23 protein-coding genes are annotated in these 25,488 nt (G+C 63.6%); 17 read left to right on the top strand and 6 right to left on the bottom strand.

Annotation, left to right across the window (positions count from 1 at the left end; all coding sequences use genetic code 11):
* Nucleotides 1-43 precede the first annotated feature (43 nt).
* The 5 genes from F9929_RS22440 to F9929_RS22420 all read left to right on the top strand — a co-directional run bounded on the left by F9929_RS22440 (nt 44) and on the right by F9929_RS22420 (nt 4,874).
* Complete coding sequence (locus F9929_RS22440; protein WP_152048791.1) at nt 44-592, top strand: hypothetical protein; 549 nt, start codon at nt 44-46, stop codon at nt 590-592.
* A gap of 41 nt (nt 593-633) precedes the next feature.
* Nucleotides 634-969: a hypothetical protein gene (locus tag F9929_RS22435; protein ID WP_152048790.1), complete on the top strand. Its 336-nt coding sequence runs from the start codon at nt 634-636 to the stop codon at nt 967-969.
* The gene (locus F9929_RS22430) at nt 966-1,394 is read left to right on the top strand and encodes a helix-turn-helix domain-containing protein (RefSeq protein WP_152048789.1); all 429 of its coding nucleotides are present in this window, start codon (nt 966-968) and stop codon (nt 1,392-1,394) included. The genes F9929_RS22435 and F9929_RS22430 overlap by 4 nt, the downstream gene beginning before the upstream one ends.
* A 759-nt stretch (nt 1,395-2,153) precedes the next feature.
* Complete coding sequence (locus F9929_RS22425) at nt 2,154-4,268, top strand: hypothetical protein (RefSeq protein ID WP_152048788.1); 2,115 nt, start codon at nt 2,154-2,156, stop codon at nt 4,266-4,268.
* A gap of 96 nt (nt 4,269-4,364) precedes the next feature.
* The gene (locus F9929_RS22420; protein ID WP_152048787.1) at nt 4,365-4,874 is read left to right on the top strand and encodes a hypothetical protein; all 510 of its coding nucleotides are present in this window, start codon (nt 4,365-4,367) and stop codon (nt 4,872-4,874) included.
* An 86-nt stretch (nt 4,875-4,960) separates the two neighbouring features.
* Here F9929_RS22420 and F9929_RS22415 read toward each other — a convergent pair whose 3' ends face one another.
* The 3 genes from F9929_RS22415 to F9929_RS22405 all read right to left on the bottom strand — a co-directional run bounded on the left by F9929_RS22415 (nt 4,961) and on the right by F9929_RS22405 (nt 7,205).
* Nucleotides 4,961-5,809, bottom strand: a complete 849-nt coding sequence (locus F9929_RS22415) for a hypothetical protein (protein ID WP_152048786.1) — start codon at nt 5,807-5,809, stop codon at nt 4,961-4,963.
* 63 nt (nt 5,810-5,872) lie between these two features.
* Nucleotides 5,873-6,667: a nucleotide-binding protein gene (locus F9929_RS22410; RefSeq protein ID WP_193227876.1), complete on the bottom strand. Its 795-nt coding sequence runs from the start codon at nt 6,665-6,667 to the stop codon at nt 5,873-5,875.
* A 58-nt stretch (nt 6,668-6,725) separates the two neighbouring features.
* The gene (locus tag F9929_RS22405; RefSeq protein WP_210251381.1) at nt 6,726-7,205 is read right to left on the bottom strand and encodes a hypothetical protein; all 480 of its coding nucleotides are present in this window, start codon (nt 7,203-7,205) and stop codon (nt 6,726-6,728) included.
* A gap of 229 nt (nt 7,206-7,434) precedes the next feature.
* On the opposite strand from F9929_RS22405, the gene F9929_RS22400 reads away from it, so the two are divergent.
* Nucleotides 7,435-7,692, top strand: coding sequence for a hypothetical protein (locus tag F9929_RS22400; RefSeq protein WP_152048783.1), 258 nt, complete (start codon nt 7,435-7,437; stop codon nt 7,690-7,692).
* A gap of 4 nt (nt 7,693-7,696) precedes the next feature.
* Nucleotides 7,697-11,809, top strand: a complete 4,113-nt coding sequence (gene mobF / locus F9929_RS22395) for a MobF family relaxase (protein ID WP_193227875.1) — start codon at nt 7,697-7,699, stop codon at nt 11,807-11,809.
* Nucleotides 11,810-12,074: 265 nt separating this feature from the next.
* Here mobF and F9929_RS22390 read toward each other — a convergent pair whose 3' ends face one another.
* On the bottom strand, nt 12,075-12,626 hold the full coding sequence (locus tag F9929_RS22390; RefSeq protein WP_152048781.1) for a hypothetical protein: 552 nt from the start codon (nt 12,624-12,626) through the stop codon (nt 12,075-12,077).
* 277 nt (nt 12,627-12,903) lie between these two features.
* Between F9929_RS22390 and F9929_RS22385 the strand changes: the two genes are divergently transcribed.
* From F9929_RS22385 to F9929_RS24190, 8 genes are all read left to right on the top strand, one after another.
* Nucleotides 12,904-13,104 carry a hypothetical protein gene (locus tag F9929_RS22385; RefSeq protein WP_152048780.1) on the top strand — a complete coding sequence of 67 codons (201 nt, stop codon included), beginning with the start codon at nt 12,904-12,906 and terminating at the stop codon, nt 13,102-13,104.
* Nucleotides 13,101-13,844 carry a hypothetical protein gene (locus tag F9929_RS22380; protein WP_152048779.1) on the top strand — a complete coding sequence of 248 codons (744 nt, stop codon included), beginning with the start codon at nt 13,101-13,103 and terminating at the stop codon, nt 13,842-13,844. Before F9929_RS22385 ends, F9929_RS22380 begins: the two co-directional genes overlap by 4 nt.
* Before the next feature lie 4 nt (nt 13,845-13,848).
* On the top strand, nt 13,849-16,473 hold the full coding sequence (locus F9929_RS22375; protein WP_152048778.1) for a type IV secretory system conjugative DNA transfer family protein: 2,625 nt from the start codon (nt 13,849-13,851) through the stop codon (nt 16,471-16,473).
* Nucleotides 16,474-17,415, top strand: coding sequence for a hypothetical protein (locus F9929_RS22370; RefSeq protein WP_152048777.1), 942 nt, complete (start codon nt 16,474-16,476; stop codon nt 17,413-17,415).
* On the top strand, nt 17,412-18,350 hold the full coding sequence (locus F9929_RS22365) for a hypothetical protein (RefSeq protein ID WP_152048776.1): 939 nt from the start codon (nt 17,412-17,414) through the stop codon (nt 18,348-18,350). The genes F9929_RS22370 and F9929_RS22365 overlap by 4 nt, the downstream gene beginning before the upstream one ends.
* Nucleotides 18,350-18,691, top strand: coding sequence for a hypothetical protein (locus tag F9929_RS22360; RefSeq protein ID WP_152048775.1), 342 nt, complete (start codon nt 18,350-18,352; stop codon nt 18,689-18,691). The genes F9929_RS22365 and F9929_RS22360 overlap by 1 nt, the downstream gene beginning before the upstream one ends.
* A gap of 287 nt (nt 18,692-18,978) precedes the next feature.
* Nucleotides 18,979-19,185, top strand: a complete 207-nt coding sequence (locus F9929_RS22355) for a hypothetical protein (protein ID WP_152048774.1) — start codon at nt 18,979-18,981, stop codon at nt 19,183-19,185.
* A gap of 119 nt (nt 19,186-19,304) precedes the next feature.
* Nucleotides 19,305-19,457, top strand: coding sequence for a hypothetical protein (locus F9929_RS24190; RefSeq protein ID WP_193227874.1), 153 nt, complete (start codon nt 19,305-19,307; stop codon nt 19,455-19,457).
* A gap of 463 nt (nt 19,458-19,920) precedes the next feature.
* Here F9929_RS24190 and F9929_RS22345 read toward each other — a convergent pair whose 3' ends face one another.
* A complete protein-coding gene (locus F9929_RS22345) occupies nt 19,921-20,415 on the bottom strand; it encodes a hypothetical protein (protein WP_152048773.1) in 495 nt (164 codons plus the stop codon).
* Nucleotides 20,416-21,054: 639 nt separating this feature from the next.
* Between F9929_RS22345 and F9929_RS22340 the strand changes: the two genes are divergently transcribed.
* Nucleotides 21,055-23,667: a S8 family serine peptidase gene (locus tag F9929_RS22340; protein ID WP_152048772.1), complete on the top strand. Its 2,613-nt coding sequence runs from the start codon at nt 21,055-21,057 to the stop codon at nt 23,665-23,667.
* An 804-nt stretch (nt 23,668-24,471) separates the two neighbouring features.
* Nucleotides 24,472-24,888: a hypothetical protein gene (locus F9929_RS22335; RefSeq protein WP_152048771.1), complete on the top strand. Its 417-nt coding sequence runs from the start codon at nt 24,472-24,474 to the stop codon at nt 24,886-24,888.
* 7 nt (nt 24,889-24,895) lie between these two features.
* On the opposite strand, the gene F9929_RS22330 is transcribed toward F9929_RS22335, so the two are convergent.
* Nucleotides 24,896-25,488, bottom strand: a 593-nt coding sequence (locus tag F9929_RS22330) for a DUF4113 domain-containing protein (protein ID WP_152048770.1), incomplete at its 5' end; no start/stop codon positions are given.

Below are 25,488 nucleotides of genomic sequence, written 5' to 3'. Positions count from 1 at the left end.
CCGAGGGCGAGCCCCAAAGTCACCAGACCCCCGGAGAAACACGATGCAGAACCCGCAGACCCCCACCGTCATCGAGGAAGACGCCACCGCCCTTCTCGCCGCTTGCCGGCGTCTCGCCTTCATCATGGACGACGCGACGAAAGCCCTCGCGAAGGGCGAGACGACCGCCCTCCCCGTGGGCATCCCCGACCTTCAGAACCTCGCATCGAGCGTCCAGATGCTTCTTCACGAAATGGAGCATCGGAAGCCTCACGCCTTCTACGTCTACGATCCGGAACAGCCCTTCAACCGCCGGACGGCGACCCGCTTCGAGACGATCGAGGACGCGGGCGTGGAGATCCTCGGCGCCGGCTGCGACTACGGCGACCTCGTTCAGGGGTGCGACGACCGGTTCATCCCATACCGCGTGACGACCGAGCGGCCGGTCTATTTCACGTCGCTTTCGGCGGCGACGAAGGAAATCACCCTCGCCAACGTCGCCACGTCCGACCGCTTCCCGCTCCGATGCGCCACGGAAGCCCAGGCGGCGGCTCTGGAGGCGGAGCAGGCCCGTCCGTCCCTCATCCGTCGCGCCCTTTCCGCCCTCGCCTGAAGCGGGGCCGGAACCCCGTTTCCCTACTCCCTGGAGGCCCCTTGTCCCCCGACCTCTTCCCGATCGACCGCACGTCCACCAACGTCGTCAGGCTACACCAGGACACGGCGGAAGCCCTCCTCGGCCGACCGTTCGACGGCGACCGTCATTCCCTCGCCCAAGCTTGCGCCACAAGGATTCGCCGTCCGGTCGATCCCTCCCGGATCGAAGTTGTCGAACGCGGCGCATTCGCCGTCTTCGGGCCGTGGATCGAGCAGAGGAGGCGTTACGCCATCGTCACGGGAGAAAGTCCCGAGGCCGTTGCGAGCCGCCTCGCAGGCCGGATGCTCGTCTTTCTTTGCTGCCATCGCCGGATCACTGAGAAGGTCAGTATATGAGCCACGTTTTCGATTCGGGACAAATCGACCGCAAATCGTCTATGCCGGGTCAAGTGAATCACTGGACACCGCCAATGGCAGAAGCTTTCGACAGCACCGATCCGGTAGCGGTCTACGACGACATGAAGGCGCGGCTCGAAAGGATGGGACTGAACCTGAAGGGCTTCGCGGCCAAGATGGGCATATCCTTCACCACGCTTCCGCGCTGGCGCACGACGATGACGCCGCCCTACGTGCTGGCGTATCTGAACCTTCTGGAGAGCCGTTCCGTGGCCCTCCCGGAGGTCGAGGCGGACCCGATCGAAGCCATGCGGACCTCGCTCACCGCCGTAATTGACGACGCGATCGCCAAGGGCTGGACCCGCCCGCAGATCGGCGCCGCCCTGCGCCAGTTGGCCGACGAGACCGACAAAAGGCGGTCCTGAAAACTTGCCCGAGGCTTGCGATCCGCAAGCCGTCAGACCGCAATTTGCAGAATGGTGGGAATCGGGTTAACGTCTCTCTTGCCGCTCGGATCGGGGCGGCGGACGACCGGTTCACTGAGGGAAACAGGGGATCGGAAACGTCTATAGTGGAAGCTGTAAGACGGCTCTGAGCATTGGGAAAGAGCATCGCGACTGGTAATCGCGATACCCGATCCCCTGCAACGCCGAAGGTATGCCCTTTGGGCTTCCTTGGCAAGAGTTCCGCCCGATCGACAGCCCTGTTTTAGGGCATTTAATATGGACCCAATATCGCAGGGGCCTAACACCCCCTCCGTCCATGTCTATCCGACGAGATTTCCTCGCGAAATCGCCTCGGGGCGGCTAGCCGAAACCCTCGCTTCGTTCCGCGACCGGTCGCGTTCCTGGAGGTCCGATCGAGACCTCGCGAAAGCGCAAGGCGACGACGCCCAGGAAGGCGACGACGAGACCTCCGAGATCGGTACGGTTGAAGGTCACGCGGTACGGGGCGCCACCCCCCCGAGACTCCTCGTCAGAGGCGAAGCCAGTCTCGGAAAATCCACGAAATCCATGCGCGAGCTTGTCCGTCCTTTGACGGACGCAGGATGGACGATCCTCTATCTCACGCCGGAAGTCCGGCTTTCCGACGACCTCGCGGCCGTCGCTCGCAATGCCGGCGTGGAACCCGTCCACGTCCTTCGCGGTCGTGAACAGCCCGATCCGGAGCGTCCAGGATCGGCCATGTGCCTGAAGGCAGGGCTTGCAAAGAGGGTCGCGCAGATCGGCCAGTCCGTCCGGAAATCGCTTTGCGACGACGGCCTCGGCAACGTGTGCCCGTTCAAAGACCAGTGCGGATCGATGCGCCTGGAGGAGGAGCTTCGCGACGTGCGCGGCGGCCTCATCGTCGGCACCCATGCTCACCTCACCTTGCCCCTCGAATATCTCCGGGCCGGCAAAATCGACCTCGTGATAATCGATGAAGGCTTCACCGCGACCTTGGACCGGTCGTCAAAGGTGCCGGTCGATCGGTTCCGGATGCTCAGGCTCCCGAACGCCAAGCATCGGACCTATGAGCCCAGGAAGGGCGAGAGCCCCGACGACGCGGCGGCGCGGCACCGGAAGGACACGATCGAATTCGAACAGGTTCACCGCAAGGCGGTGAACGCGCTCGATCGTGCGGAGAAGGAGGGCCGACAGGTCCGCCTTTCCGACTTCCGCGCAGAGCACCTTTCCCCCGGCGATTGCCGGTTTGCGGCCGGCGTCGAGTATACCCACCTCGGCAAGCCAGTGATCCATCCGGGCATGTCGGAGGAGCTTCAGACGGCGGCCCTGGAAAGGGCCGTGCAGAAGGAAGCCTTCGCGCTTGCGCGCTTCTGGACCCTCGTCGGACATGAGCTTGGCACGTCCAGGCAGGGCGAGCTTATGTCCGTCGCCGTCGTCAACGGCGCCGTGGACGAGGCCGGCAACCTCGCCAACCTCGTCGTCATGGACTTCACGGCCGACGCGCGTTTCCAGAGCGTCCCGGTCCTCATGCTCGATGCCAACGCGAACGTGTCGGCCGTCGAGCGGTTCTTCCCCGGCCTGGAGGTCGTGGAGATCGCCGCCGAATGGTCCGAGGCCGTGACCGTCCGTCAGGTGACGGACAGGACCGGCGGAAAGACCCGCCTTTCCGATCCGTCGAACGTCGATCGGCTTCACCTTCTCATGAGGCACGTCGCAGATCGCGACATGGAGCGCGTCGATGCGCTTTTCGAGAAGCATTGGAGAGACGACGACTGCCCCGACTTCCGACCGTTGATCGTCACTCACATGGCAGTGGAGGAAGCTTGGAGGGAGAAGGGCAGGGCGTTCCAGGGCGAAGGCCCGAAGGACTTCGACGCCCCCTTCCAGGCCGCGCACTTCGGCGCGATCCGGGGCAAGGACGGTTGGAAACACGTCACGTCGGCCGTCGTCGCCGGTCGCCAGGAACCCACGCTGGACGCGCTAGAGAGGATCGCCCGCGCCCTTCACTACAGGAGCGAGACGGAGATCGTCGCCGTCCAGGCAGACGAGAAGGGCGAGCGCCGCTTGCCCCGCCGGGACGTGCTCGTGAAGGCCAAGGACGGGTCGTGCGCGACCGTCTCAGTCTCGCACCACCCGGACCCCCGCGTTGACGCGCTCCTTCGCCAGATCAGGGAAGGCGAGGTGGCGCAGTCGATCGCCCGGCCGCGCCCCGTGTGGCGCGACCGGTCGAACCCTCTCGAAATCCTCGTGCTGACGAATGTCCCGCTGGATGTGCAACCGGACACGTTGACGACGTGGGCCGAGGTCATTCCCGACCGGTGGCGGGAGATGGAGCTTGCCGGATTCGTCCCCGACCTCGCTTGCGACGTAGCCGCCGCCTATCCGGCGCTTTTCGCGTCGTCGGCCGCCGTGCGTCAGGCCGCTTCGCGGCGGACGCGAAAGTGTGACGAAGCCGATTCAGACTTCTATCGGTCCTGTCACACTTTCACCGGTAGCGTGAGGGTCGAATGGCGGATGGAAGGGAATAGGCGAGGAAGGCAGGGATCGATGCTCCTCCTCCATGACGATACCCCCGAGACGGTCGCCCAGAGGCTAAGGGAGAAGCTTCCGGCCGCATATGGCGTCGTCATACTCGGCGCGCTTCCGGACGCCCTGGAGGCCCCTGTGGCCGCCTTGGACGCGGCGGTGGAACTGGACGCTTACCTGGACGAGATCGAGGAGGCCGGCGAGGTCATCTGGTGGCGTATTCCGCCCGAGACCCGTCGTCCGCCGTTGTCGCAGTACGGGACGCGACCCGTCCAGGATGCCGCGAGACGGCACGACCCCGGCGGGGGCGTCGTCAGCCTCGCTTAAGGTCCGGTCAAGCCTATCCTGCGACCTTGCGTGACAGTCGCCCGAAACGGGGCATGGAACGACACGCGACCCGGAGGGACGGGCAGGGGGTTTCAGATGATGCTTTCGCTCGGACAGGCCGCCAAGGTGGCCGGCGTGGGAAAAACGACGATTGCCCGCGCCGTCTCGTCGGGGCGCCTTTCCGCGACCAGGAACGACGACGGCTCCTATGCGATCGACCCGGCCGAACTCTCGCGAGTCTACGACGTGCAGCCCGAACGGCTGGAGAAGGTCCAGAAGGGCGAGACGGTCGAGACCGACGACGACGACGGTCGCGAGGAACGAGACGCCACCCTTCGGATCGACGCCGCCGAGGAAGCCCGTCGTCAGCTTGCGACGATGGTCTTGGAAGAGCGGGTGAAGGCGCTGGAACGTCTTCTCGAAGCCGAGCGCGACCGTCGCGAAGCGGTCGAGCGAGACCGGGATCGGTGGCACGACCAAGCCAAGATAGCGACCGCGCTCCTTCCGCCGCCGCCGGCACCCGTCGCGCCGGCTCCGGCGAACGAGGCTCCTGAAACGCCAAGAGCCGGTCTTTTGGACCGGCTCTTTGGAAGGCGTGTCGCCTGAAACCCGCCCCGAGAGGCGAAGGCGACGCAGAAGGCCGTTGTCGAATATGACTATGGGCTACCCGCCCCGAGGGGCGAACCCGTTCCTCACTTCAGATAGGCCGGCTTTTTCTGACGGCCAGTACGGACCCACCGTACAAGGACCGGGAGGAAGAGCCCGGCGGCGAGGCCCATGCCCAGGATCGTCAGGGGGCGGAAGCCATTAAGCCACGTCGAGCCCGCCGCCCATATCGAGGCCAAGGGATAATTTCGGTTCGTCGTCGGCGGGATGACCATCCCCTTGCCGTCGATCCAAAGCGAGACCGCGCAGTTGCGGAGGTTGTCGGCAGTGACGACCACGCGGCCGGAGCCGGACGCGCAGTAAGTGCCGATCGCCGTAGCGAGGTCCGAGTTGCCTTGTGCAAGCTTCCAGATCGTCGGGAAGTCCGGACGGAGGGCAAGAGCGGCGGCTTGCGACGTGACCTCGGCGCTTCGGATCGTGCCGACCCAATATCCGCCGAAGGCAAAGATGGCCGCCAGAAGGAGGGCGAACATCGCCCCGAAGGCGCTTTCGGCCTTCCTCCGGCGCATCGTTTCTGCCTCGAAAAAGTTCGTGGCCGCTTCCGCGATGGCGGGGCCGAGGTCCGCGACCGCCTTCGCCTGGACGGCTTCGACCTGTCTCGTCGCGGCGGCCGCCACGGGGCCGACCGCTTCCTTGGCCGCCTTCCGCACCGCCGCCGCGACGGTTTCGGGAAGTGCGTCGATCGAGGAGGCCGAGCGGGCGAATTGCGCCACAAGCTCCTCCATCCGGCCCGACGCCACGAGGGAAATCAGGAGTTCGTCGTTCGCCGTCAGGTTCAAATCCCGCAGCATCCGCCACCGCGTATCGCGGGTTTCCGGCGTGATCTGAAGGGTTTCGGCGGCCTTGTCGAATAGCGTCTTTACCTCGGGTTTCATGGCGACCTCGCGCAGCAGGAGGAGGGGCGGGGAGGGCTCCCCGCCGCCGGTTTTTTTCGTGGGTTAGGCCGGGAGGCCGAGGAGGGCGCGAGCCGGGGCGATCGACGCCGCGAACTTCTGCGCGAACTTGCGGGCGCGCATCTTCTCGTAGCCGTGGAGCGACTTGGACTCGTCGGCGCGGGCCGGCGGGAAGCCGAAGGCCGAGAGTTTGACGGAGGTCACGCGATCGAGCGCCGGCATCTTGATTTCGACGGCGCCTTCGCGGCCCAGGAGACCCGCCCGCGTCTTGCCGCCCATGGCCTCGCCCTGCTCGTCGGTGAAGCCGTACCAGAAGGGGAAATCGGCTTCCAACTCGCCGAAGTGCTCGTTGACGACGCAAACGTGGTCCGCGTTGGAGCCCGTGGCCTTGAGGTAGTTCGCGACCGACGACGCGGCGGCAATGTCCGACGAGATCATGTGGACGAACGTCACGCGGTAGCCCTGTTCCGCGAAGGTTTCGAGGAAGCCTTCCAGGCCCTTCCCGCCGTCCACCATCTTCATAAGCTGCGTCAGGAAGCCGCCCGCGAGATCGTGGAGGACGAGGGGATATTCCTCTTCCGCCGAGGTCATGAGGCGCAGGCTGTCGCGATCCGAACGGCCCGCGTAGAAGCCGACGCCCACCAGCGGGTCTTGCTGTTCCGAAACCTCGCCGTCCGCGTCCTTCGTCGCGCAGAGCCGGGCGAGCCCGCCCACGCTTCCGTCCGCGTCGAAGGCGGCGATCTTCACGCCCTCGTTCCGCGTCAGGGTCAGGAAGGAGGAGGTCCAGAGCGTCTTGCCGACGCCGCCCTTCTCGCTCGTCACCAGGAGGACGCGCTTCATGCCTTCACCGTTTTTCGCCGCTTTTGCCACTCTCGTTTTCCTTTCGTTCAATGCGTATTCAAATGTCGCGGTTACGGGGCCGGAGGTCGGGCGTGTGCGCCTCTTCCGGTTTCGTTCCCGCTCCTGAAGGCGTCGTGTTCGCCGCCGGGCTTGAAGGCGTGTTCGCCTCATTGTTCACGGCCGGTTCATGATTCTTTTCAGTCGGTTTCCGTTCGCCGTCCGGCTCGCCTTCACTCTCGCGTTTCGCCCTCGCGTAATATTGCGAGAACGTCCCGAGGCTCATCGAGAACCCCCGCGAGTTCAGGAGTTCGCAGACTTCGGCGCGGGTCCGACGCTTCGCGAAGAGGGCGTCGATTTCAGGCAAGAGCAGCCTGATGCGCTCATAGACCGAGAGCCGACTTGCCGGCGTCTTGTCCGCCTCTTCCCGGAGGAACGACCGGAGACCTTCCAAGTCGTCTACCCCCGGCGTTTCCGTGGGTTTCCTAGCCATCGCACGCCCCGTTCCGTTGCCGTTGACGATGAATATACACACGTTCACGGCTTTTTCAATATGCGTTCACGTCTATTCGGAACCGCATTGCATTTTCATATAACGCCGATATATGATTTTATGGAAGGACACATGACGCACCTGCGACGGCTATATCTGTCCACGTTCCGCGTCAGTGTCATGTTTTCTAGGCGTTTGAGGTGTCCAAACGTGGCCGTATCGGCCGAAACAGGGTCATGCTAACCTAGTCCCTGCGACCGTGTAAGGAGAAAGTCGAATGGCGACCGTCCGCCCCCGTATATCGATCCCCGACGAGGTGTGGACGGCCGTCGAAGAGGCCGCGAAGTTCCGTCGAATCCATCCGTCAACGTTTGTTGAACAAGCCTTGATCCGCGCCCTTGATCCCTCGAACGAGATCGAGGCGCTAACGCGAATGGTTCGTGAACTGTCCGTGAATACGTCGTCAGTCCATGACAAAATCAACTATCTGGCCGATTACGTCGTGGATCGTTACCGTTCCGAAAACGAGGAGTGAACCCGTGTTCAACTGCACCCGTATCACGTCGGTTGAATACTACCTCGCGCAGAAGGCCCAGGCGCAGGCCGACGCGAAGCGGCCGGACCCCAACCAGGGCCGCGACCGTGAAGCCTACTACCTCGACAACGGCGCGGCCGAGAGCGAGGGGAAGTGGTGGACCCGCCGCGCAGCGTCTTCCCTTCCCAAGTCCTCTTCCTCCCTACTCCCTCTTTCCCCGTTCGGTCAGAACGGGACGGCTGTCAACGACCGGCACTTCCGCGACCTCGCCGCCGGGCGTCATCCCGTGACGAAGGAACCGCTCACCAAGGCGTCCGCAAACGGCAAGCGGTCGGTCGGTTTCGATCTTCAGATCGGCGCCCCGAAGTCCGTCTCCGTCCTCGCCGCCGTGGTGGACGACGACACCCGCGCCCGCGTCTTCGCCGCCCATGACAAGGCCATGGAGCGTGCCCTGAACTTCGCCTTCGACGCCGGCATGGTGACGGCGCACAGGGCGAAGCGCGATCCGCTGACGGGCAAGAAGAGCTATTTCGAGGAGCCCGTGCAGGAGGCGAGCGCCGCGACGTTCCGGCATTTCACGTCGCGGGCCATGGACCCGCAGCTTCATTCACACGCGGTCATTCTCAACCTTGGGGTCCGCGAGGACGGTTCGACGGGGGCGATCGACAACCGCCGGCTCAAACTCTACGGCGGCGCGATTTCCAGTTTGTACCGATGCGAATTGGCGAAGACGCTCCGGGAGGAGCTTGGAGTGGAGGTCGTCCAGAAGGGGCGGAACTTCGAAATCGCCGGCATCCCGGACGCCGTGACGAAGCAGTTTTCGAAGCGCCGCGCCGAGATCGAGGCCGTCGCCAAGGCCGAAGGTTTCACCACGGCGTCCGCCCGTGGCAAGGCCCAGGTCGCGAGCTTCGAGACCCGCGACGACAAGGACAAGGCGGTCACGATGCAGGAGCTTGAAGCCCGGTGGAACCGCGAGCTTCAGACACTCGGATGGGACGGCAACAGCCTCATGAGGTCCGCCCTCGCCGAAGGGCGTCTCCTTCGCGCCGAGCGCGCCAAGGATGAGGGCGACCAGATCGACAAGGCGGCCGGAAAGGCTATCCACGACCTCACCCGCAACGCTGCCGTCATGGACGATCGGCACGTCGTGCGGGCCGTCCTGGAAGGCTTGCAGACCCTTTGCGGGGCAGACGAGGCCCTTGCCGCCGTGGACCGCCTGAAGGCGTCCGGGCTCCTCGTCCAGATCGGCGAGCTTGACGGTCGCCCGATCTATTCGACGGCCGAGATCATCGCCGCAGAAAAGGCTATGCTTCAAACGGTGAAGGCCCGCCAGGGCGAGCGCGAATTCGTCCCCGAGGCGGCTGTTAGAGCCGCAATTGCCCGTCGTCCGACGATCCGCGAGGATCAGGCCGCCGCGATCCTTCATGCCCTCAACAAGGACGGCGTGTCCGTGGTGGAAGGGTCCGCCGGCTCCGGCAAGTCTTTTTCCCTCGGCGCGGTCGCCGAGGTCGCCCGAGAATGCGGGCTCGAGGTTTGGACGGTGGCGCCGTCGTGGAAGGCGACGGAGGTCGTCAGGTCCGACACGCAGACCGCCGACGCCTACGCGAAGGCCGTCCAGGGTTTCGTCCGCCAGATCGCGGATGGAAAGGTGAAGCTTACCGAGAAATCCGTGGTCATCCTCGATGAGGCCGGCATGGTCGGCACCGAGGACATGGCCGCCCTCGTCGCCGCCACGTCAGCGGTCGGGGCGAAGTTGATCGCGTCCGGCGACACGCGCCAGCTCCAACCCGTCGTCGCAGGCGCCCCCTTGAAGGCCATTTCCCGCGTCGTCGGATCGTCCCGAATGACCGAGATCACCCGTCAGAAATCCGAGTGGCAGAAGGCCGCCTCGCAGGACTTCGCGGATGGCGAGACCGTTCGGGCACTCGAAGCCTACGACAAGGCGGGGGCCGTGACCGTCGCCGACGACCGGGAAGAGGCCATCCGCGCCCTTGTGGACTCGTATTCAAGGGACCGCATGGAGCGGCCCGAGGCGGCCCGCTGCGTCCTCTCTTCCTGGAACGTGGACGTTCGGTCGTTGAACGAGCAGATCAGGGCCGCCGGCAAGGCCGCTGGCTGGATCGAGGCGACGGACTGGACGCTTCCCGCGATCCCTCGCGGCGGCGACGACGCCCAGGCGATCGACCTCGCGGCGGGCGACGAGGTGATATTCGGCGAGACCGTCGAGCTTCGCGGCATGACGATCCGCAATTCGGACCTCGCCCGCGTCGTGGGGATCTCCGGCGATCCGGAGAACCCGACGCTTCGTCTCGCCTTCGCCAAGTCGGCCGATCCGATCGAGGTGCGGTGGAGGGAGCTTGTCGGCCGCCGTGAAGAGGGCGAGCCCCAGGCGCCCAGGCTGCAACACGCTTCGGCTATGACGGTCCACGCCTCGCAGGGCGTGACGGTCGATGAAGCCTATGTCCTGAACGTGCGCGGCATGGGACAGGAAAGCACCTACGTTGCCATGACCCGCCACCGCAACGCCGTGAAGACATTCGCCGACGGTGGCCGAATCGTGGATGAGATCGCGGCCAAGGGTGGCGCGACGATCCGCCAGACGAAGGGCGGCGGGACGGTCCTTCCCGAGGAGGAGGACGACCGCGCCCCGGTCGAGGTCACGGCCGAGGAGATCAAAAGGCGCCTGTTCGAGGAGAGCATGAAAGCGGACCTCAAACAGAACGCGACGGATTTCCTGCCGATGCACGTCATTCTCGATACCCCGGCACCCGTCGTCGTGACGGTCCCCCGGAACGAGACGCGACCCCCTGTCCAGAGCGCGACGGTCTTCAAGGATGCGACCTTGGCGGGCCGGCGTCCTCGTCTCCCTACTCCCTCGATGCAGCCCACCGTTTCGGCCTCTCCCGTGACGAAGCTTGCCGAGCGCATGGCGAAGCGTGAGACGGCCAAGACCCGCTATCCCGTTCCGGTGAAGTCGGAGCCCCGGAGCCGCGTCACCGACGACGAGCGAAACCAGATGGTTCGGACGGACCTCCTCGCCTTCGCGGTGGATCACCTCGGCGGCCAGCTTGTCGAACGGTGGAGCGGCGGCGGTGCCGTCCGCTTCGGTGGGAAGGACGGCGAGAAGGTCGGCATAACGCAGAAGGGCAATCTTTGGGCGTGGACCGTCTCGAACGATACCAGCCGCAAAGGCGTGATTTGGGACTTGGTGCAGCATGTGAAGGGCGGGTCTTACGGTGAGACTCTTCACTGGCTGCGCGACCGTCTCAAGACGTGGAGCCCGAGCGCGACGGCGCTTCCGATCGTGCGGGAGCAGAAGCCGCTTGAAGATGCCACCGCGCCCGAGAAGGTTCGGGCGGGATGGATGAAGCTTCCTTCTGCCGGCGTCCCCAAATTCCTTACCGAGGAACGCGGTATCCGTCGCGAGATCGTGGAGCGGTTCCGATCCGACATCAAAGCGGACTGGACCGGCGAGAAGGCGTCGAACCGCTTCGGTGCCGCCTTCGCGCACCGGAACCCGGACGGCGAATTGGTGAATTACGTTCGACGCGGCGCCCCGCCGATCGGCAAGGTGGACAGCTTCCGCGCCAACGCTTCGGGTGGGACACCGACCCTTTTCATGGCAGGCGACCGGTCGCCCAAGCGCATCTATGTAACGGAATCCGCCATCGACACCCTCTCGCTCTATCAGCATGACGACGCGCCCGATGGGGCCATGCTTGTCGCGCCGGACGGGACGCCCGGTCGTCGCGCCCTCGATGCCGTCGCCGAGATCGCACGTCGCAACCCCGAGGCCGAATGGCACGTCGGGCTCGACAACGACGGTAAAGGCCAGGAGTTCGCGAACCAGGTCCGCGAGGCCATTCGCCGGGGTCATGTCGGTGCCGTCGTCAAGGACAGACCACCGGAGGCGCAGTTCAAGGACTGGAACGGCGCGATCCGTGGTGCGACTGCCGAGCAGGAGAAGGCGGCCAAGGCCGCCAGGGCGGCCCAGGTCGAGGCCGAGCGGATCGAGATCGAACGCCGAGCCGCCGAGGAAGAGCGTCGTCGCCTCGCGGCGGAACGGGCCGCGACTGCCCCGGTCCCGTCCGTCCCGTCCGGTCCCCGGATGCGATGAAAGTGGCGGTGCGCCGTCTTCGACGGCATGGATGGAATGCTCGCGGGGCGCTGTCGGTCCCGCGCAAGGGCGCTCCTGCGGCAACCCCGAGAACCCGTCTCGCATCCGAGAACTCCCGCGTTGTCAGGATGACCCCGCTCCGGTGCTCTGCATCGTCAGAAAGGCACCGCCGCTCCCTTCGGGAGGGAGGGAATAGGGGGAAGGGTTTGGGAAGGAAGGAAGGGCCGCAAGGCCCTTTTTTCTCGCCGTAACGAACCCGGAGGCGTCACCAACTCCGCATGACTAGCGGTCCCGGCTCCGTCCTCGGATCGGCCAGGATCGCGGGATTGCGGGCGTATTTTTCCGCCACCCGCCGAAGCCGTCGTTTTTGCTCCCGCCGATCGTCGCGCTCGATGTTCGGAAACAAGGTCCGGTGGGGCGTCCGATCGGCTGAGGGGCTTAGCCGGTCTTCATTGGTCGCATACCACCACACCTGAAACACCTGGACTTCGACCGGAAGCCGCTTCGTCAGAAGTAGATAGTCCAGCCACCCGTTGAATAGAACGCCGTCGTTCGTCCTGTCGCTGAAATCCGACAATAGCTCCTCGTCGTCTCTCGCCGTCTTTCTGTCGGTGCCGGAGAAGTGTTTTATCGCATTCCAATATTGGTTCCTGATCTTCCGAATTCCTCGAAGATCGATGTGGCCGAACGTGTTGAGGATATGCGTCGAAAGGGTGGGAAGCTTGGCTTGCTCAGCCAGCCCCTCGATGACCTCGCTACCGCCACACGCGAGAGCTTGAACGGACCACGGGTCCTTGTCCCGGATGAATAAGGACATGGCGGTTCCGAGTTGCGCACGGGCGATCCTGAGTTTCGTTTCAGACATAAACCAAAGCCCTGACGCTTGGGGTGAGACTCCGTAACCCGTCGCCGGGACGGTCGCGTGGGACGCGAGGCGACCCCTTTAACTATCTCAAGATACTACAGATTCACCCTCTCCTTAGACTTTGCTTCAACTCATCATCATCAAGGTGATGATCCAGCAATGACGTTGCCAAGCTTCGCTTGTCATCATGTCATCACGTCATCAATATACACGTATGGATACGCTTATAATGGCACCTCGAACCAACAAGACTTCCGCCGTCGTGCTTCCCGCAGAGCAATGGGAACTCCTGAAAACGGTCGCTCTCACCCGCACTTTGCGAGGTCAGATGGTCAAAGCCAGCGTGTCTGAAGTCCTGCGGGAGATCGTCGCCGAGGCGACCCCCGCCCTCGAAAAAGAAATCAACTCATCTGAGAAAGGTACGCAGTGACCGTACACGTCGCCACGCCGCCGCCGCTGGACGCGGAAGCGGTTCCCGCCCCCATCCTCGCCCGTTCCGTCCTGCCGCAGGAGTGGGAAACCCTTGTTTCCCCCGGCCACGTTCTCCGCGCCCGCCTGGACGAGCGGTCGAAGCCGCGTCTCGTGAAGGGCTGGCTCGCCGCCGGAGCCTTCCTCCTCGTCGCCCTCATGGGGCCGTCGATCGTTCAAATCCGGGTTCCCTTCGGCGCCCTTGCCGCCTTCCTTCAGAGCAACCCGGACACCTACGTAACGATGCCGGACGGCACCGCCGCGAGCTACCGCATGAAGTGGATTGCGGACCTCCCCGTGCAAGCCGGCATGTCCGGCAAGGCGTGGAGCGACCTCCTCGCGGCCGTCAGGTCCGACGTGGCGAAGCACGGACCCGACGTGAAGGCGTGGGAAGACGTGGCCGCGATCCAGCCGGCGCCGCGCATCACACGTCCGAACAAGGTTTTCGAAGCGGCGGCGATGGACCGTCTCGCGACCGGTAACGTCGCCGTGGCCGAGGGTGCCGGCGTCGTGGACGTGATCGGCTACGTGGACGGCGTTCTGTCGTGGGCCATCGTCGGCCGTGGGGGCCGTTGCGCGGTTCTCAAAGGGGTTGCCGTCGAGGGCTGCACCGAGAAGCCCGAGGGCATGACTTTCGAGCAGCGCATCCAGGGTTTCCGGCCCGGTTCCTCCCCTTCCGCAACCCTCGCAGGCCAGGAGTAAGAGCATGATGTTGCTTCCCTTCATGCGCCGTCTCGTTGACCGCCGCACCGCCGCTTTCATGCGCGACCTCACCGAAGGCGACGACTTCAAGTCCACCCTCGCAAAGGGCGACCGTGAGGCTGCCGCTCGTCAGCAGTGGCCGGAGGACCGCTATCCGACCCTCTACCGTGACACTCCGGTGGACGTGCGCCGTGGCGTCGTCTGGGACGGCCGTCTTCTCGGTGGTCGCGACGTGGGACACCTCACCTGGAACCATCTCTCCCCGGAGATCGTGGAGAAGGCTTGCCGCGAGAGCGGGCACATGGCCGCGACGATCGCCGGCACGGCGACCCTCATCCTCACGATCCTTTGGCTTCAGGTGCTTCCCTTCGGGATGGGTCCGCTGTCCGAAATCTTCGGCTCCGAGACACCGCTCGCCGTCAAGATCGGTGCCCTTGCTTCCTTCCTCGTCGGTGGCGTCGTGACCGGCTACGGCCTGTTCATGGCCTATCGTTTCATCGGTGGTCGTCATCCCTATGCGCTTCAGCGCTGCATCGCGGCGGCGTTCCTCTTGTCGTACCTCACGGCATGGCTTGGCCCCATGCTCGCCATGGGATCGCTCGGCAGCTTCCTTCCGTCTCTGCTCGGCATGGGCTCGATGCCGATGAGTGGTGGCGGTGGAGGAGGTGACGGCCTTCGCATCTTCTATGGCCTTCGGTATCCGGCATGGGCTGGTGAAATCGGCGCCTGGATGCCTTTCGTCTGGTTCTACCTCGCCGCCGCGATCCAGCTTGTCGCCGCCATTCCCGGCATGATCGGCCTCTTCCTCGCCGTCGCCGTCGTCTTCGTGACCGCATTCTATGCGGCGTGGTCGATCGGCTTTCAAACGACGTTGAGCCGTTGGGCGGCCGAGACCGGCAAGCCTTTGACCATCGCGACCCGTGACGCCTTGCTTCTTTGGAAGGCGAAGGCCGGGGTTCGGGAGACCGAATATCGAGCCCATGCCCGTCAGGTCGAGGACGCTTGCGGTCGCCTCTCCTCCCTTCCCCTAATCCCTGTCGGTGTCGCCACCGGCACGACCAGGGCGAGGGGCGATATGAAGGCCCCCCTTAATGGGCAGATGGTGGCTTTCGACGGTGAATCGATCCGCGTCCATACCCTCGTTCTCGGCGACACTGGCGCCGGTAAGACCCGTGACGTGCTGAAGCCTCTATTCGGGCGGATCATGGGTGCGGCGTGGGGCGAGACCCACCGCCTCGGAGCTTATGTGACGGACGGCAAGGGCTCCCTCTACAAGGACCTCTTGCCGATGGTCGCGCACCGTGACGACGTTCGCGTCATCGGGACTGAGGACGATATGTACGGCGTCGATCTTCTCGCCGGCATGTCGCCCCTGGAAGTTTCCTCCACCTTCCGATCCATCGCCAGCCAGAACGCCGGATCGGGCGAGGAATTCTGGCTCGAAATGGCATCTCTCCTGATCCTTCATGTCGCGACGGTCGCGGAGGCATTGGAGTTCGATCCGGAGACGATGAAAGAGCGGTCGTCGCGCCTCTACAGCCTCGCGAGCCTTCTCGTGATCGCGACGGACGCGACGGTGCAGAAGGAGCTTGCCGAGCGTGTCGTTGCCTTGAACGGCGACCTTGCCCGTCTCAAGACGGAAAATCGGCACCTCTTCGATCATGTCGCCCTCGCCTATGAATCGGCGCTCTGGCTTCGTCAGTCCTTCGCCGCCATGGCGGACGACACGCGGTCCTCGATCGTCGCGAACGTTTCGGCGGTCCTCGGCAAGCTCGTCGGCGCCGGCACTCTCACCGAGCGTTTCGCCCGTGGCACCATCACGGGCAACGAGATCGACGTGGATTTCGCCCTCAACGGCGGGATCGTTCTCGTTGCCATCGGTGAGAGCGAATTCGGACAAGCCGGGCGGATCGTTGCGACGTGGCTCAAGCAGCGTCTTTTCGTTCTCGCGAAGCGGCGTCTCATCAAAGCCCCGGAGCTTTGCCGAAATACCACCGTGGCCCTCGTCGCGGACGAATATCAGATGCTCGCCACCGCCGGGCAGAATTCGGACCTCGACTTTTGGAACGTTGCTCGCGAAACCGGTGTGTTCTTCTTGGGAGCCACGCAGTCCGTCGCGGCACTCAACCAGAACATTGGCAAGGAAGCTACGGCCAACTTGCTGAACCTCTTCCGCAACAAGATCGTCATGAGCACGGGCGAGGTCGAGACCATCGACTTCGTGCGGAAGTTGGCGGGCGACCTTCCTCAGGGTTGGGAGCCGGATTCAACCTTCTACGCGACCCAGGCGGAGCGCGAGCAAGCCATGCCGGTTCGTCCCGCCGATGTTCAGGCGGCGTTCCCGGTCCCCACCGGCTTCAGCCTCTCGGACCCCGCCATGGAAGCGGCGATCGGCCTCGATACTAGGTTTATTGCAAGGTCTTCCAACTCTCCCGAAAGCAGACTTGCAACAATGCAACAAGCTAACTGGAGATATGAAGACAAAAATAAGGAAGTTCTTACGTCGGGACTGTCTTGGCAACCCAAGATAAGGCATGATGAACTTCGGCACGGCCAGGGATTTGCTTTCGCCATGATATACCGGGCGGGACTTGATCGGGCCGACATCATCGACATGAGGAGCTTGTAAATGCGTATCCCTATCGCGACGATTACCCCTCCGGAGTTCGACCCTCGGGCCGATCTCGCCAAGCACCGGGAACGCCAGGAGCATATCCGCAACCTCGCGGAGCAAGCTCGCGAATCCGATCGTCCCGGCCTCGGCGAGGCGCTGGATCGGACGGCCGACAAGGAGCAGGCGATCCGCGAAAGTCAGGAGGCTGGACGCAACTCCGGTCGCGCTTTGCAGAAGGCGCAGGAGAACCGTTCCGACGATCAGCGGGCCTCGCTCACCCGTGAGTCTCGCGAGCACTTCGTCGCCGCTCAGGAGGCGCAACAGCGCGCCGACGAGGCGCAGGCCGACCTCAACGAGAACCCCTATGCCGACGAGGCGAAGGAGGTCATCGACGGTCGCGAGATCGAGCAAGGCCCCGAGCAGGCTCTTCACCGAGAGCAGGAACAGGAGGCCGAGCGTCGTCCGTCCGAGACGGAGACGAAGGACGCCCGGCACACGATGGCGACCGTTTCGCCCTTTTCGAAGAACGGGATCAACGAGGAGGGCTTGAAGGCGCGCATCGAGGCTTACAAGACCCTCCAGCGGTCGGACGAGGCCACAAAGGCGGACCAGTCGCGCAAGACCGACGATCCGTCCAAGGGCGACCCTGCATATGAGCCCAAGAAGGACGGGCCGAAGCAGGGCGGCCAGGGTGGCGCTTCCGTTTCCCAGGGACCCGGCTCCTCGAAGGACAACCCCCGTTTCACGCGGCAGGAAGCCCACGAGAAACACAAGACCGAAGCCGCCGGGCAGACATGGACGCCGAAGCCTCGCGTCCAGAACACCCAGGTTTCGGAAGCGGAAATGTCCCGTCGTCAGCAGTCGGCGCAGCAGATGGCCGCCAAGCCGGCCACACCGTCTGTCACGCCGTCCATGCCCGGCCAGGACGACCAGAAGAAGCGGGGGATGAGCCGTTGAAGACCTTCAAGACCCTCCTCCTCGCCACCGCCCTCCTCGCCGGCATCGCCGGCGGGGAGGCCCAGGCTGGCACGTTGACGCCTAACATCGCCATTCCGCTTCTGCACAACGGAAGTCGGATGACGGCGACCTTGCAAAATAATTCGCTTAGCATCGTCTACGCGGAGCCGAAGGCGAGCCTTGCAGAGGCCGGTGTGAAAGCCGGCGACGAACTGGCCTCGTTGACATCCAAGGGATCGGGCCAGTGGTCGGGCCAAGCCCGAGTCTTCAAGAGCGGTTGCGTTCCCGCCATTTATTCGATCATGGGAACGACGGTCGGCGAAGTCCTCGTCCTCGAAGCTAGGGAAGGTCCCGTCTGGATCAAAGGCGCGGTTGAGTGGGACCGGTGCCATTGGAAGATGAGCACGGAATCCAAGCACCTCAACCTCAAATTCTCGGCGATCTCCGAAGCCGAGCTTGCTCGCCTCGATCCGAATTCCGACGAGGCGAAGGCCGTCGTCTACGCGAATTCGTGGGATGGTCAGCAGGAAGCGTACCGCAAGCAGGTGCGGGCGGACTTGGAAGCGAAGAAGGAGGCCGAGCGCCAGGAGTCCATCCGGCGCCAGCAGGCCGCTCTTGAGGATCAGCTTCTCAAAGGGACGCAACCCGTCGCCGAGACCGTCGAGCGGAACGATACGCGACTCCCTGAAACCCCGGCCGTCGCGGCCGTCGTGGCGGAACCCGTCGCGGTCGAGGAGGCGAAGGCGGAACGCGCCCTCTATTCCGACCCGAAATTCCTGAAAGAAGTCGGATCGACCGGCGCCCCTCTCGTCTCGTCGGAAGAGCAGGCGAAGGAAGCGAAGCCCGAGCCCGTGAAGGCCGAGCCCGCTCCCACCCCCGTCCAGGCGGAGGCCAAGCCGGAGCTGGTGAAGCCGAAGCTCGACATCGACTTTTGATGCGGCTCCTTCTCTTCATCCTCGCATTTGGTGCGTCCGTGTCTCCGGCTTCGGCCGAGGCGCGGACGCTTCGTTTCGTGCAGGCATGGACGACCGATCTTCCGATTCACGCGATTTGGAAAGACAGGATTTCCGAAGCGCCGGAAGCCGTTTGGATCGCCGAGGAAGGCCCGTTCATCGTCTCTATCCGTCAAGGAGAGGCACGGATTTTCGATCCGTATGTGCAGGTCTATTCCGGTCCTATCTGCCCGGACCTCACGCAGACGATCGACCTTGAGACGCGGACATGGGTCGCGTGTGGACGAAGCCTTGTTCTACCCATCGGGCAGGGCGACGAGTAGCCGCCAGAACCACCCCTCCCCCTATTCCCTCACCACCACGACTTTTCCCGTAGGGCGGTAGCGCGAGACCCGTCACGCCAGCCTCACCGCCAAGTCCAGGCTTTCCAGAGATCCCCGAGAGTCCCGAGCGCCGTTTTGCCGGGTGTCGCTACGACGGTCGATCGAGACCGCTTATGCCCAAGCGCGTGGCGTCCCCTCCGGGGAGGCAGCTAGTCCCTTTCCTTTCCGTCGTCCTCGCATCCCGGAACGGTCGCAATCGGGCGGCCAGAGATCGAAGGAAGCCGGACATGAGCAAGGCGAAGCAGAACGAAACGGGCCGCTCGAACCTCCCCACCCATGGGGTTTTCGTTGTCGAGGGCGAGGGTGAAAGTGCCTACTGGACGAAGATCGGCGCGGCCTGGAGCCACCAGGATGGCAAGGGCTTCAACATCTCCCTCTCGGCCGTCCCGCTCAACGGCCGCCTCGTCCTCCGCGAAAGGACCGAGAAAGAATAAGGGAGGGCGTTAAGCCCTCTTCCACCTTCTCTCGAAATCCATGTCCCGACAGGGATTCGACTTAATCTCGCTTCGGCTAGAATAGACCAACGAAGCATCCTGGCACGAAAGGAAATCCCGTGTTTCTCGCTCTTCTCATCGTCGGCGTTCCGATCGTCCTCCTCCTTATTGGACCGCAGCTTGCTATCTACGGCGGCGTCAAAGCCCTCCAGCTTCACGCCGAAAGCAAGCAGGCCAAAGCCGAGGCGGAAGCCGCCCAGGCGCAGGGCTAACCCTCCGGAGGCTTAGGCTTCCACCACCTCAAAGCCGGCTCCACCCGAGCCGGCTTTTTTCATGTCCGCTTGCAGTGTTCTCTTTCCGTTCTATCCTCGCCGGAATGGACGATCCGCTTCGCCTTTCCTCATTTCCTTGGACCCTTGTCCGGGTCGAGTGCCGGTTTTGCCACCGCCGGGGCGAGTATCGCCTTGCCCGTCTTGCAGCCCGTCATGGGTCGGAAATGCTGATGGAGGACGTGCTTCGCGAGATCGCCGGGGATTGCCCGTGGTGGCACGGGCACCGGAAGTACGAACCGAAGTGCGGCGCACATTTCCCGGACCTCGAACGAGGTCCGATCCCGCCGGACCTCCCGCCAGGGGCGGGGCCTTTGACCGTCATCGAGGGTGGCCTTCGCGACCCGGACGAACCGCCCAGGGAGCTTCCGTCCGTGCCCTATGTCCGCCCGCAGCGACGGGGCCGCTAGTTGTACTTCGAGACGGCTCCCAGACAGGCCGTCGTCAACGTCTCGCCGGCACTGTCGAGCTGTGCCGTGATGGGCGCTTTCGCGCCCTTGTCGATCTCACCACGAACCTCGTCGATGACAGCTTGAAGGATGCGACGACCCTTTCCGGCATCGATTTTCGGCGTCCACCCCATCGTGAGCAGGGCTTTTCCCGCAGCCACGTTCCCACCGCCTTCCGGAATCGTCACGCAGCAGGACAAGACGTTGAACATATTGTTCTGGATGTCGTCCTGATCGACGTGCCGGGCCGCCTCGCAGAGCGCCGGGAGCTTGCGGAATTGATAGATCAAGGGTCCGGCCTTGATCGCCGCCTCGGCTCTTTCCTTCGCCGTCTCGGCCTTTTCCACCGCCTCTTTCGCGTCGAGTATTTGATCCGCGATCGATGCCGGCGAGGCCGCCGAGGCCGGTCCCGAGAGGAGGGCGACGACGGAGATCGTCGCGACGAGCAGCATCTTCATGCCATGTTCCTTCCATGCCGTCCCACCCTCGGCGGGACCGTCGCATGATGGTCGCCCGTGACTATGAAAGTGACAAAGCATCTTTCCTGCGATCGTCGCCTTTTCAGTTCTCATGACGTGTCATGCCGGGGACGCCCGCGCCTTCGGCCTGGTGCTCGCCTGGTGCCGGCAGAGGCGCTAGGACCCCCGCCCGCGTGAGGTATCGGCTCTGTCGGACATGCTCCCTCTGATCCGCCTTCGGATCGGCGTCCGGCGGGAGATCGAGACCGAGACCGGTCGTCGCCCGCGCTCCGTCCCGAGGGACGGGAGAGAGGGAATAGGGGGAAGGGTTTGGCCGGTCCTTCGGCCCTTCCTCGCCCGATAGGGCGGCCCCTGGAAGCATCGTCAAGAAAATGACGGCGAAGCCGGCCCTATTCTTCTTCATCCCTTCCACCTCTCCCTGTCCATCCTAATTGATCCGTGCTCTATCATAGAACGTCCTACCGAAGACACGAGAAGATAAAAAGCACAGTTCCCAAAATTTGTTTGCATGTATAAAACTGTAAAAGACAGATTAAGCCACGATAAGCGGATATTATTATAGTGTGGTCGTCAGCAACACGCATCGGGTGGGTTGCATGTCGAGGATAATCTATGACGATCGATCCCCTCCTCTCGAAACAGTGGCACCTTTCCGTCATCGGCGTTGACCGCCTCGGCGGCGAGTTCGACGGCTCCGGCGTGACGACCGGCGTCTTTGACGACGGCGTGCAGCGGACCCACGAAGACCTCTCGGCCGCCTACGACGCTTCCCTTGAGTTCAAGATCGGCGGCGTCGCCCAGGCGCCCGACATGGGTTCCGCGACCCATGGAACGGCCGTGGCTGGCATCATCGCCGCGACCGCCGGCAACGGCATCGGCGGCATCGGGATTTCTCCTGGTGTCCGTCTCGCGGGTATCGACGTTTTTGGAAACGCAGGCGGTTCGAACCTCCTTCCCGCGATGCGTCACATGGCCGATTTCGACACCGTGAACACCTCATGGGGATGGTCGGACCCCTTCGCTGACAGCCTGACGACCGCCTTCGGTAAAGCCTTCACCGACACGCTCAAGGTGGCGGCCGACACGGGGCGCAACGGCCTCGGGACCGTCGTCGTCCAGTCCGCCGGCAACGAGTGGAACGACGACCACCGAAGCGCCAACAATTCCGAATTCGGAGCGTCCAGGTACAGCATCACCGTGGGCGCGATCGGCCAGGACGGCGACGTGGCGTCCTACTCCAACCGTGGTTCCTCACTCCTCGTTTCCGCACCTTCGAACGGCGGCGGGAACGGCATCGTCACGACCGACGAGACGGGTTCCGCCGGTTACAAGGCCGGCAACTACACCGACACTTTCGGCGGCACGTCAGCCGCCGCACCGATCGTGACGGGCGTCGTCAACCTCATGCTAGACGCCTCAAACAACGTCCTCGGGTGGCGCGACGTGCAGTCTATTCTTGCGATCACTGCCGACCAGACGACCCCGACGACCATCGGCGGGAAGGCGACCGGCAGCATGGAATATGGGTGGCAGATCAACGGCGCCGTGAACGTCAACGGCGGCGGGATGCACTATTCCAACGATGTCGGATTCGGTCAGGTGGACGCCTTCGAAGCCGTCCGCTTCGCCGAGGTTTGGCATTATTTCGGCGTTCCGAAGATCAGCAGTAACGAGCTTTCGGCGACCGTCTCGGCGACCGTCTCCAAGGCCCTCGCGGACGGCGGGACGACCGTTCTCGGGATCAAGGTCGCCGATGCTTTGACCGTCGAACATGCCGACCTCACTCTCACTTTCGACCATCCCAACGTCAAAGAGCTACGGGTGGAGCTTGTCAGCCCGGACGGAACCTCCTCGATCCTTATGGACGCCATGTCCGGCACCGCCGCCGGGGGCGGTGCTTGGACCTGGACTTTCGGCGCCGAGGCCGTTCGCGGCGTCTCGTCGGTCGGAGATTGGTCCGTCCGGATCACGGACACCAAGACCGGGAACGTCGGCACTCTTCAGAGCTACAAGCTGGACCTCTACGGGGCCGCGCCCTCGAATTACAACGTCTATCACTACACCAACGAAGCCGCGAAAATGATCGCCCTCGATCCGTCTCGTGCCGTCTTGTCGGACGACAACGGCGGGGCCGACTGGATCAACCTTGCCAGTCAGACCGGCAGCATCAAAGCCGACCTGTCCGCCGCAAACGGCGGCATTTGGTTCGACGGGGTGCGGAAGGTCCAAATCCTCGCCGGGATCGAGAGTGCCGTGACCGGCGACGGCGCCGATACCCTCGTCGGAAACGGCTCGTCTAACGTCCTCGTCGGGATGCGTGGCAACGACTTCCTTTCCGGGAAAGGGGGCGACGATTTGCTTGACGGAGGAGCCGGCACCGACACGGCCGGATTCATCGGCCGGATCGCGGATTACGTCGTGCAGCAGGGCACCGACGCCCTCGGCGCATGGGTCAAAATCGCCGACACGGTGACGGGTCGGGATGGGACCGACATGCTCTATAATATCGAGCGGTTCTCGTTTGCTGACGCCTTGGTGGACCTCGCGGGACTCCTTGCCCCGAAGGCGGCGCCCGTCGTCGCTCCTGTCCCTGCTCCGGTTGTCGTCGCGGCTCCGGCACCGGTCGTCACCCCCGCGCCGGTCACGGTGCCTGTCTCTCTCCCTACTTCCTCGGGAGGAACGACCTTCACGATGACGACCAAGGCGGACAACTTCGTGGGCACCGCCGGCAACGACGTGTTCAAGTTCGTTTCGTCCGCCCTCAATGGGGCTGACAAGATCGACGGTGGGGCCGGCATCGACACGCTGGATTTTTCGGACCTCGCGGCGGGATACCCCGTGACCTTCTCGGCCTCGGGTGCCGTCTTCTCAGTCGGCAACTCCGTGGGGAACGTGAAGGGCGTCGAAAACATCGTCGGCACCAAGGGCAACGACGTTCTCTACGGCAACGAGTTGGCGAACCGCATCGAGGGCGGGGCCGGCAATGACACCTTGAAAGGCTATGCCGGGGCCGACACCTTCGTTTTCCGTGGCGCGAGCGGGTCCGATCGCATCCTCGATTTCCGTCAGGGCGAAGACCTCCTCGATTTCGGCAAAGGAATGGACCTCGCGCACCTGTCCGTCCGGACCTCCGGCGCGGACCTGATCGTGGCGGACGCGGATAGCTTCGTGACGATCGTCGGCGGGAAGAGCCTCGTCCTCATGGATCATGACTTCTTCCTCTGATCCTTTTCACCATGGCGACGACCGGGGCCGGCAGCGATGCCGGCCCTTTTCTATGCCGTCAGCGACGATTCCGGCAGACGAGAGCCTTCCTTCGAATCCGATCGCCAACCCCGAGATCGGGAGAAGCATATATACTATTAGAAACGCCGATAATTTCGACGTTGCTAAAAGATGCTTGACATTTAAGTAAATGTCGTGTTATATTAGTATATGTAGGATGGGAACTCACCGCCCTACATCCACAAAACCAACGAACGGAGTTCGTCATGAACCCAATTTCATAAAGGAATCAATATGTTAAAGTTTATCTTCAAGTCATTTTCAAACCTCGAAATCAGAGCGGATGGCACGGTCGCAATTTGCGCGGCCACCATCCTCGGCCTCGCCGCCCTTGTCGTGATCCTGGTTCTCGCCCTTCACGGCGTTCCTCCCATTGTTTGAATGCGGAAGGCTCGGCAATGCCGGGCCTTTTCCATGTCCGACCCCGAAACGAAAAAAGCCGCCCGATGACGCGGGCGGCTTCTTCTTCCGGTTCCCGATGACGCGGGTTTAGGACGCTCGATTTGGCGATCGCAGGTGCGCCCCACCGTTCCGCTCAGTAAATCATCATCATGATGAATCATCACCCAATTCGGTCGGGGCGGACCTCCTCGTGAGCGATGCGGACAGCTTCGTGACCTTGATCGGCGGCGGCAACCTTCACCTGACCAACGCGGATTTCCTGTTCTAAGTCCCCACCTTTGGACGGAAATTCCAAGGGATCGGCTGCAAGGCCGGTCTCTTTTTGGTAGGCGCTACCTTAAGATGATCCTGTTGAAACGTCTGGAGGCGTCCTTGAAGCTTGCGTCCTGCCTCGCGTTTTTGTGCCTTTCTGTTTCATCAGCCGATGCCTATGAGCAGATGCCGGACGGGAACGTTGGAATCCACGTCTACATGAGCCTGACCTGTTCCGATTTTCTGCAAACATACGCAGACGAACAGGCGGCGCGGGCGAGAGTGTCGAATCCCCCCCTCAACACGTATTACAACAACAACTTCGCTACCCGCGTCTTCTTCATCGCCGGCATGATGACCGGCACGAACCGAGGGCGGCCGGGGAAGGCCGATTTCTTCTACAAGAGCTTGGACACAGCGGTTCGTAAGGTCAAAGCCTATTGCGAGGCATCCCCCGAGCAGTCCCTTTTCAACGCCGTCACGGCGATGGAGACCGGCGACAAGTAGACGGTTTTCATTCTGCCGCTACCCGAGGAATTTCCTTGATCCGTGTCGTGTATCGAGGCGTCCGCATTTCGAATTTCGTCGCCCACTTCTGTTTGATCCCGGCCGCCGCCGGCATGATCGTTCCACGGCCGAACTTGCCGTTCACCGCGTCGATCGCCGTCATGAGCTTGTCCGACCTTTCGCGGTCGCGGGCGTCAAACAAGGGCCGTTGCGCCGTCCCGGCGGGAACGAGGTCCGTCATGACGATGCCGGCCTTGGCATAGCGATAGCCGTCCCGCCAGATCGCCCGAGCGCCGCGCTTGGCCGCCCGGACGAGATCGAGGGTATCGGCCGAGGCTTCCGGCAGATGAACGACCGTCGAACCGGAATAAGGACGGTCCCCAGGACGAAAGGCGGACGTGTGCATGAAGACGGCCATGTGATCCGTTTCCAGCCCGTGCCGGCGAAGCTTCTCCCCGGCCCTCGTCGCGTAGGCCGCGACGGCCTCCAGCATCCCGGCGAGCGTCGTCACCGGCTCCCCGAAGGATCGCGTCACCGCACAGCCCTTGCGTTGCGGCGGAACGTCTTCGAGCGCCAGGCAGGGGATGCCGCGCAATTCGA

It is taken from the genome of Aureimonas psammosilenae (assembly GCF_009176975.1).
In the GTDB taxonomy this organism is placed as follows: domain Bacteria; phylum Pseudomonadota; class Alphaproteobacteria; order Rhizobiales; family Rhizobiaceae; genus Plantimonas; species Plantimonas psammosilenae.
The sequence above is the reverse complement of the archived record's forward strand: the minus strand, read 5'-3'. Positions and strand labels throughout refer to the sequence as shown.

Bases quoted from the DNA above. Each gene is read 5' to 3' on its own strand.
- F9929_RS22440 (WP_152048791.1), top strand. From the start codon at position 44: ATGCAGAACCCGCAGACCCCCACCGTCATCGAGGAAGACGCCACCGCC.
- F9929_RS22430 (WP_152048789.1), top strand. From the start codon at position 966: ATGAGCCACGTTTTCGATTCGGGACAAATCGACCGCAAATCGTCTATG.
- F9929_RS22425 (WP_152048788.1), top strand. From the start codon at position 2,154: ATGTGCCTGAAGGCAGGGCTTGCAAAGAGGGTCGCGCAGATCGGCCAG.
- F9929_RS22420 (WP_152048787.1), top strand. From the start codon at position 4,365: ATGATGCTTTCGCTCGGACAGGCCGCCAAGGTGGCCGGCGTGGGAAAA.
- F9929_RS22415 (WP_152048786.1), bottom strand. From the start codon at position 5,809: ATGAAACCCGAGGTAAAGACGCTATTCGACAAGGCCGCCGAAACCCTT.
- F9929_RS22410 (WP_193227876.1), bottom strand. From the start codon at position 6,667: ATGAAGCGCGTCCTCCTGGTGACGAGCGAGAAGGGCGGCGTCGGCAAG.
- F9929_RS22400 (WP_152048783.1), top strand. From the start codon at position 7,435: ATGGCGACCGTCCGCCCCCGTATATCGATCCCCGACGAGGTGTGGACG.
- F9929_RS22390 (WP_152048781.1), bottom strand. From the start codon at position 12,626: ATGTCCTTATTCATCCGGGACAAGGACCCGTGGTCCGTTCAAGCTCTC.
- F9929_RS22385 (WP_152048780.1), top strand. From the start codon at position 12,904: ATGGCACCTCGAACCAACAAGACTTCCGCCGTCGTGCTTCCCGCAGAG.
- F9929_RS22375 (WP_152048778.1), top strand. From the start codon at position 13,849: ATGATGTTGCTTCCCTTCATGCGCCGTCTCGTTGACCGCCGCACCGCC.
- F9929_RS22370 (WP_152048777.1), top strand. From the start codon at position 16,474: ATGCGTATCCCTATCGCGACGATTACCCCTCCGGAGTTCGACCCTCGG.
- F9929_RS22360 (WP_152048775.1), top strand. From the start codon at position 18,350: ATGCGGCTCCTTCTCTTCATCCTCGCATTTGGTGCGTCCGTGTCTCCG.
- F9929_RS22355 (WP_152048774.1), top strand. From the start codon at position 18,979: ATGAGCAAGGCGAAGCAGAACGAAACGGGCCGCTCGAACCTCCCCACC.
- F9929_RS22345 (WP_152048773.1), bottom strand. From the start codon at position 20,415: ATGCTGCTCGTCGCGACGATCTCCGTCGTCGCCCTCCTCTCGGGACCG.
- F9929_RS22340 (WP_152048772.1), top strand. From the start codon at position 21,055: ATGACGATCGATCCCCTCCTCTCGAAACAGTGGCACCTTTCCGTCATC.
- F9929_RS22335 (WP_152048771.1), top strand. From the start codon at position 24,472: ATGATCCTGTTGAAACGTCTGGAGGCGTCCTTGAAGCTTGCGTCCTGC.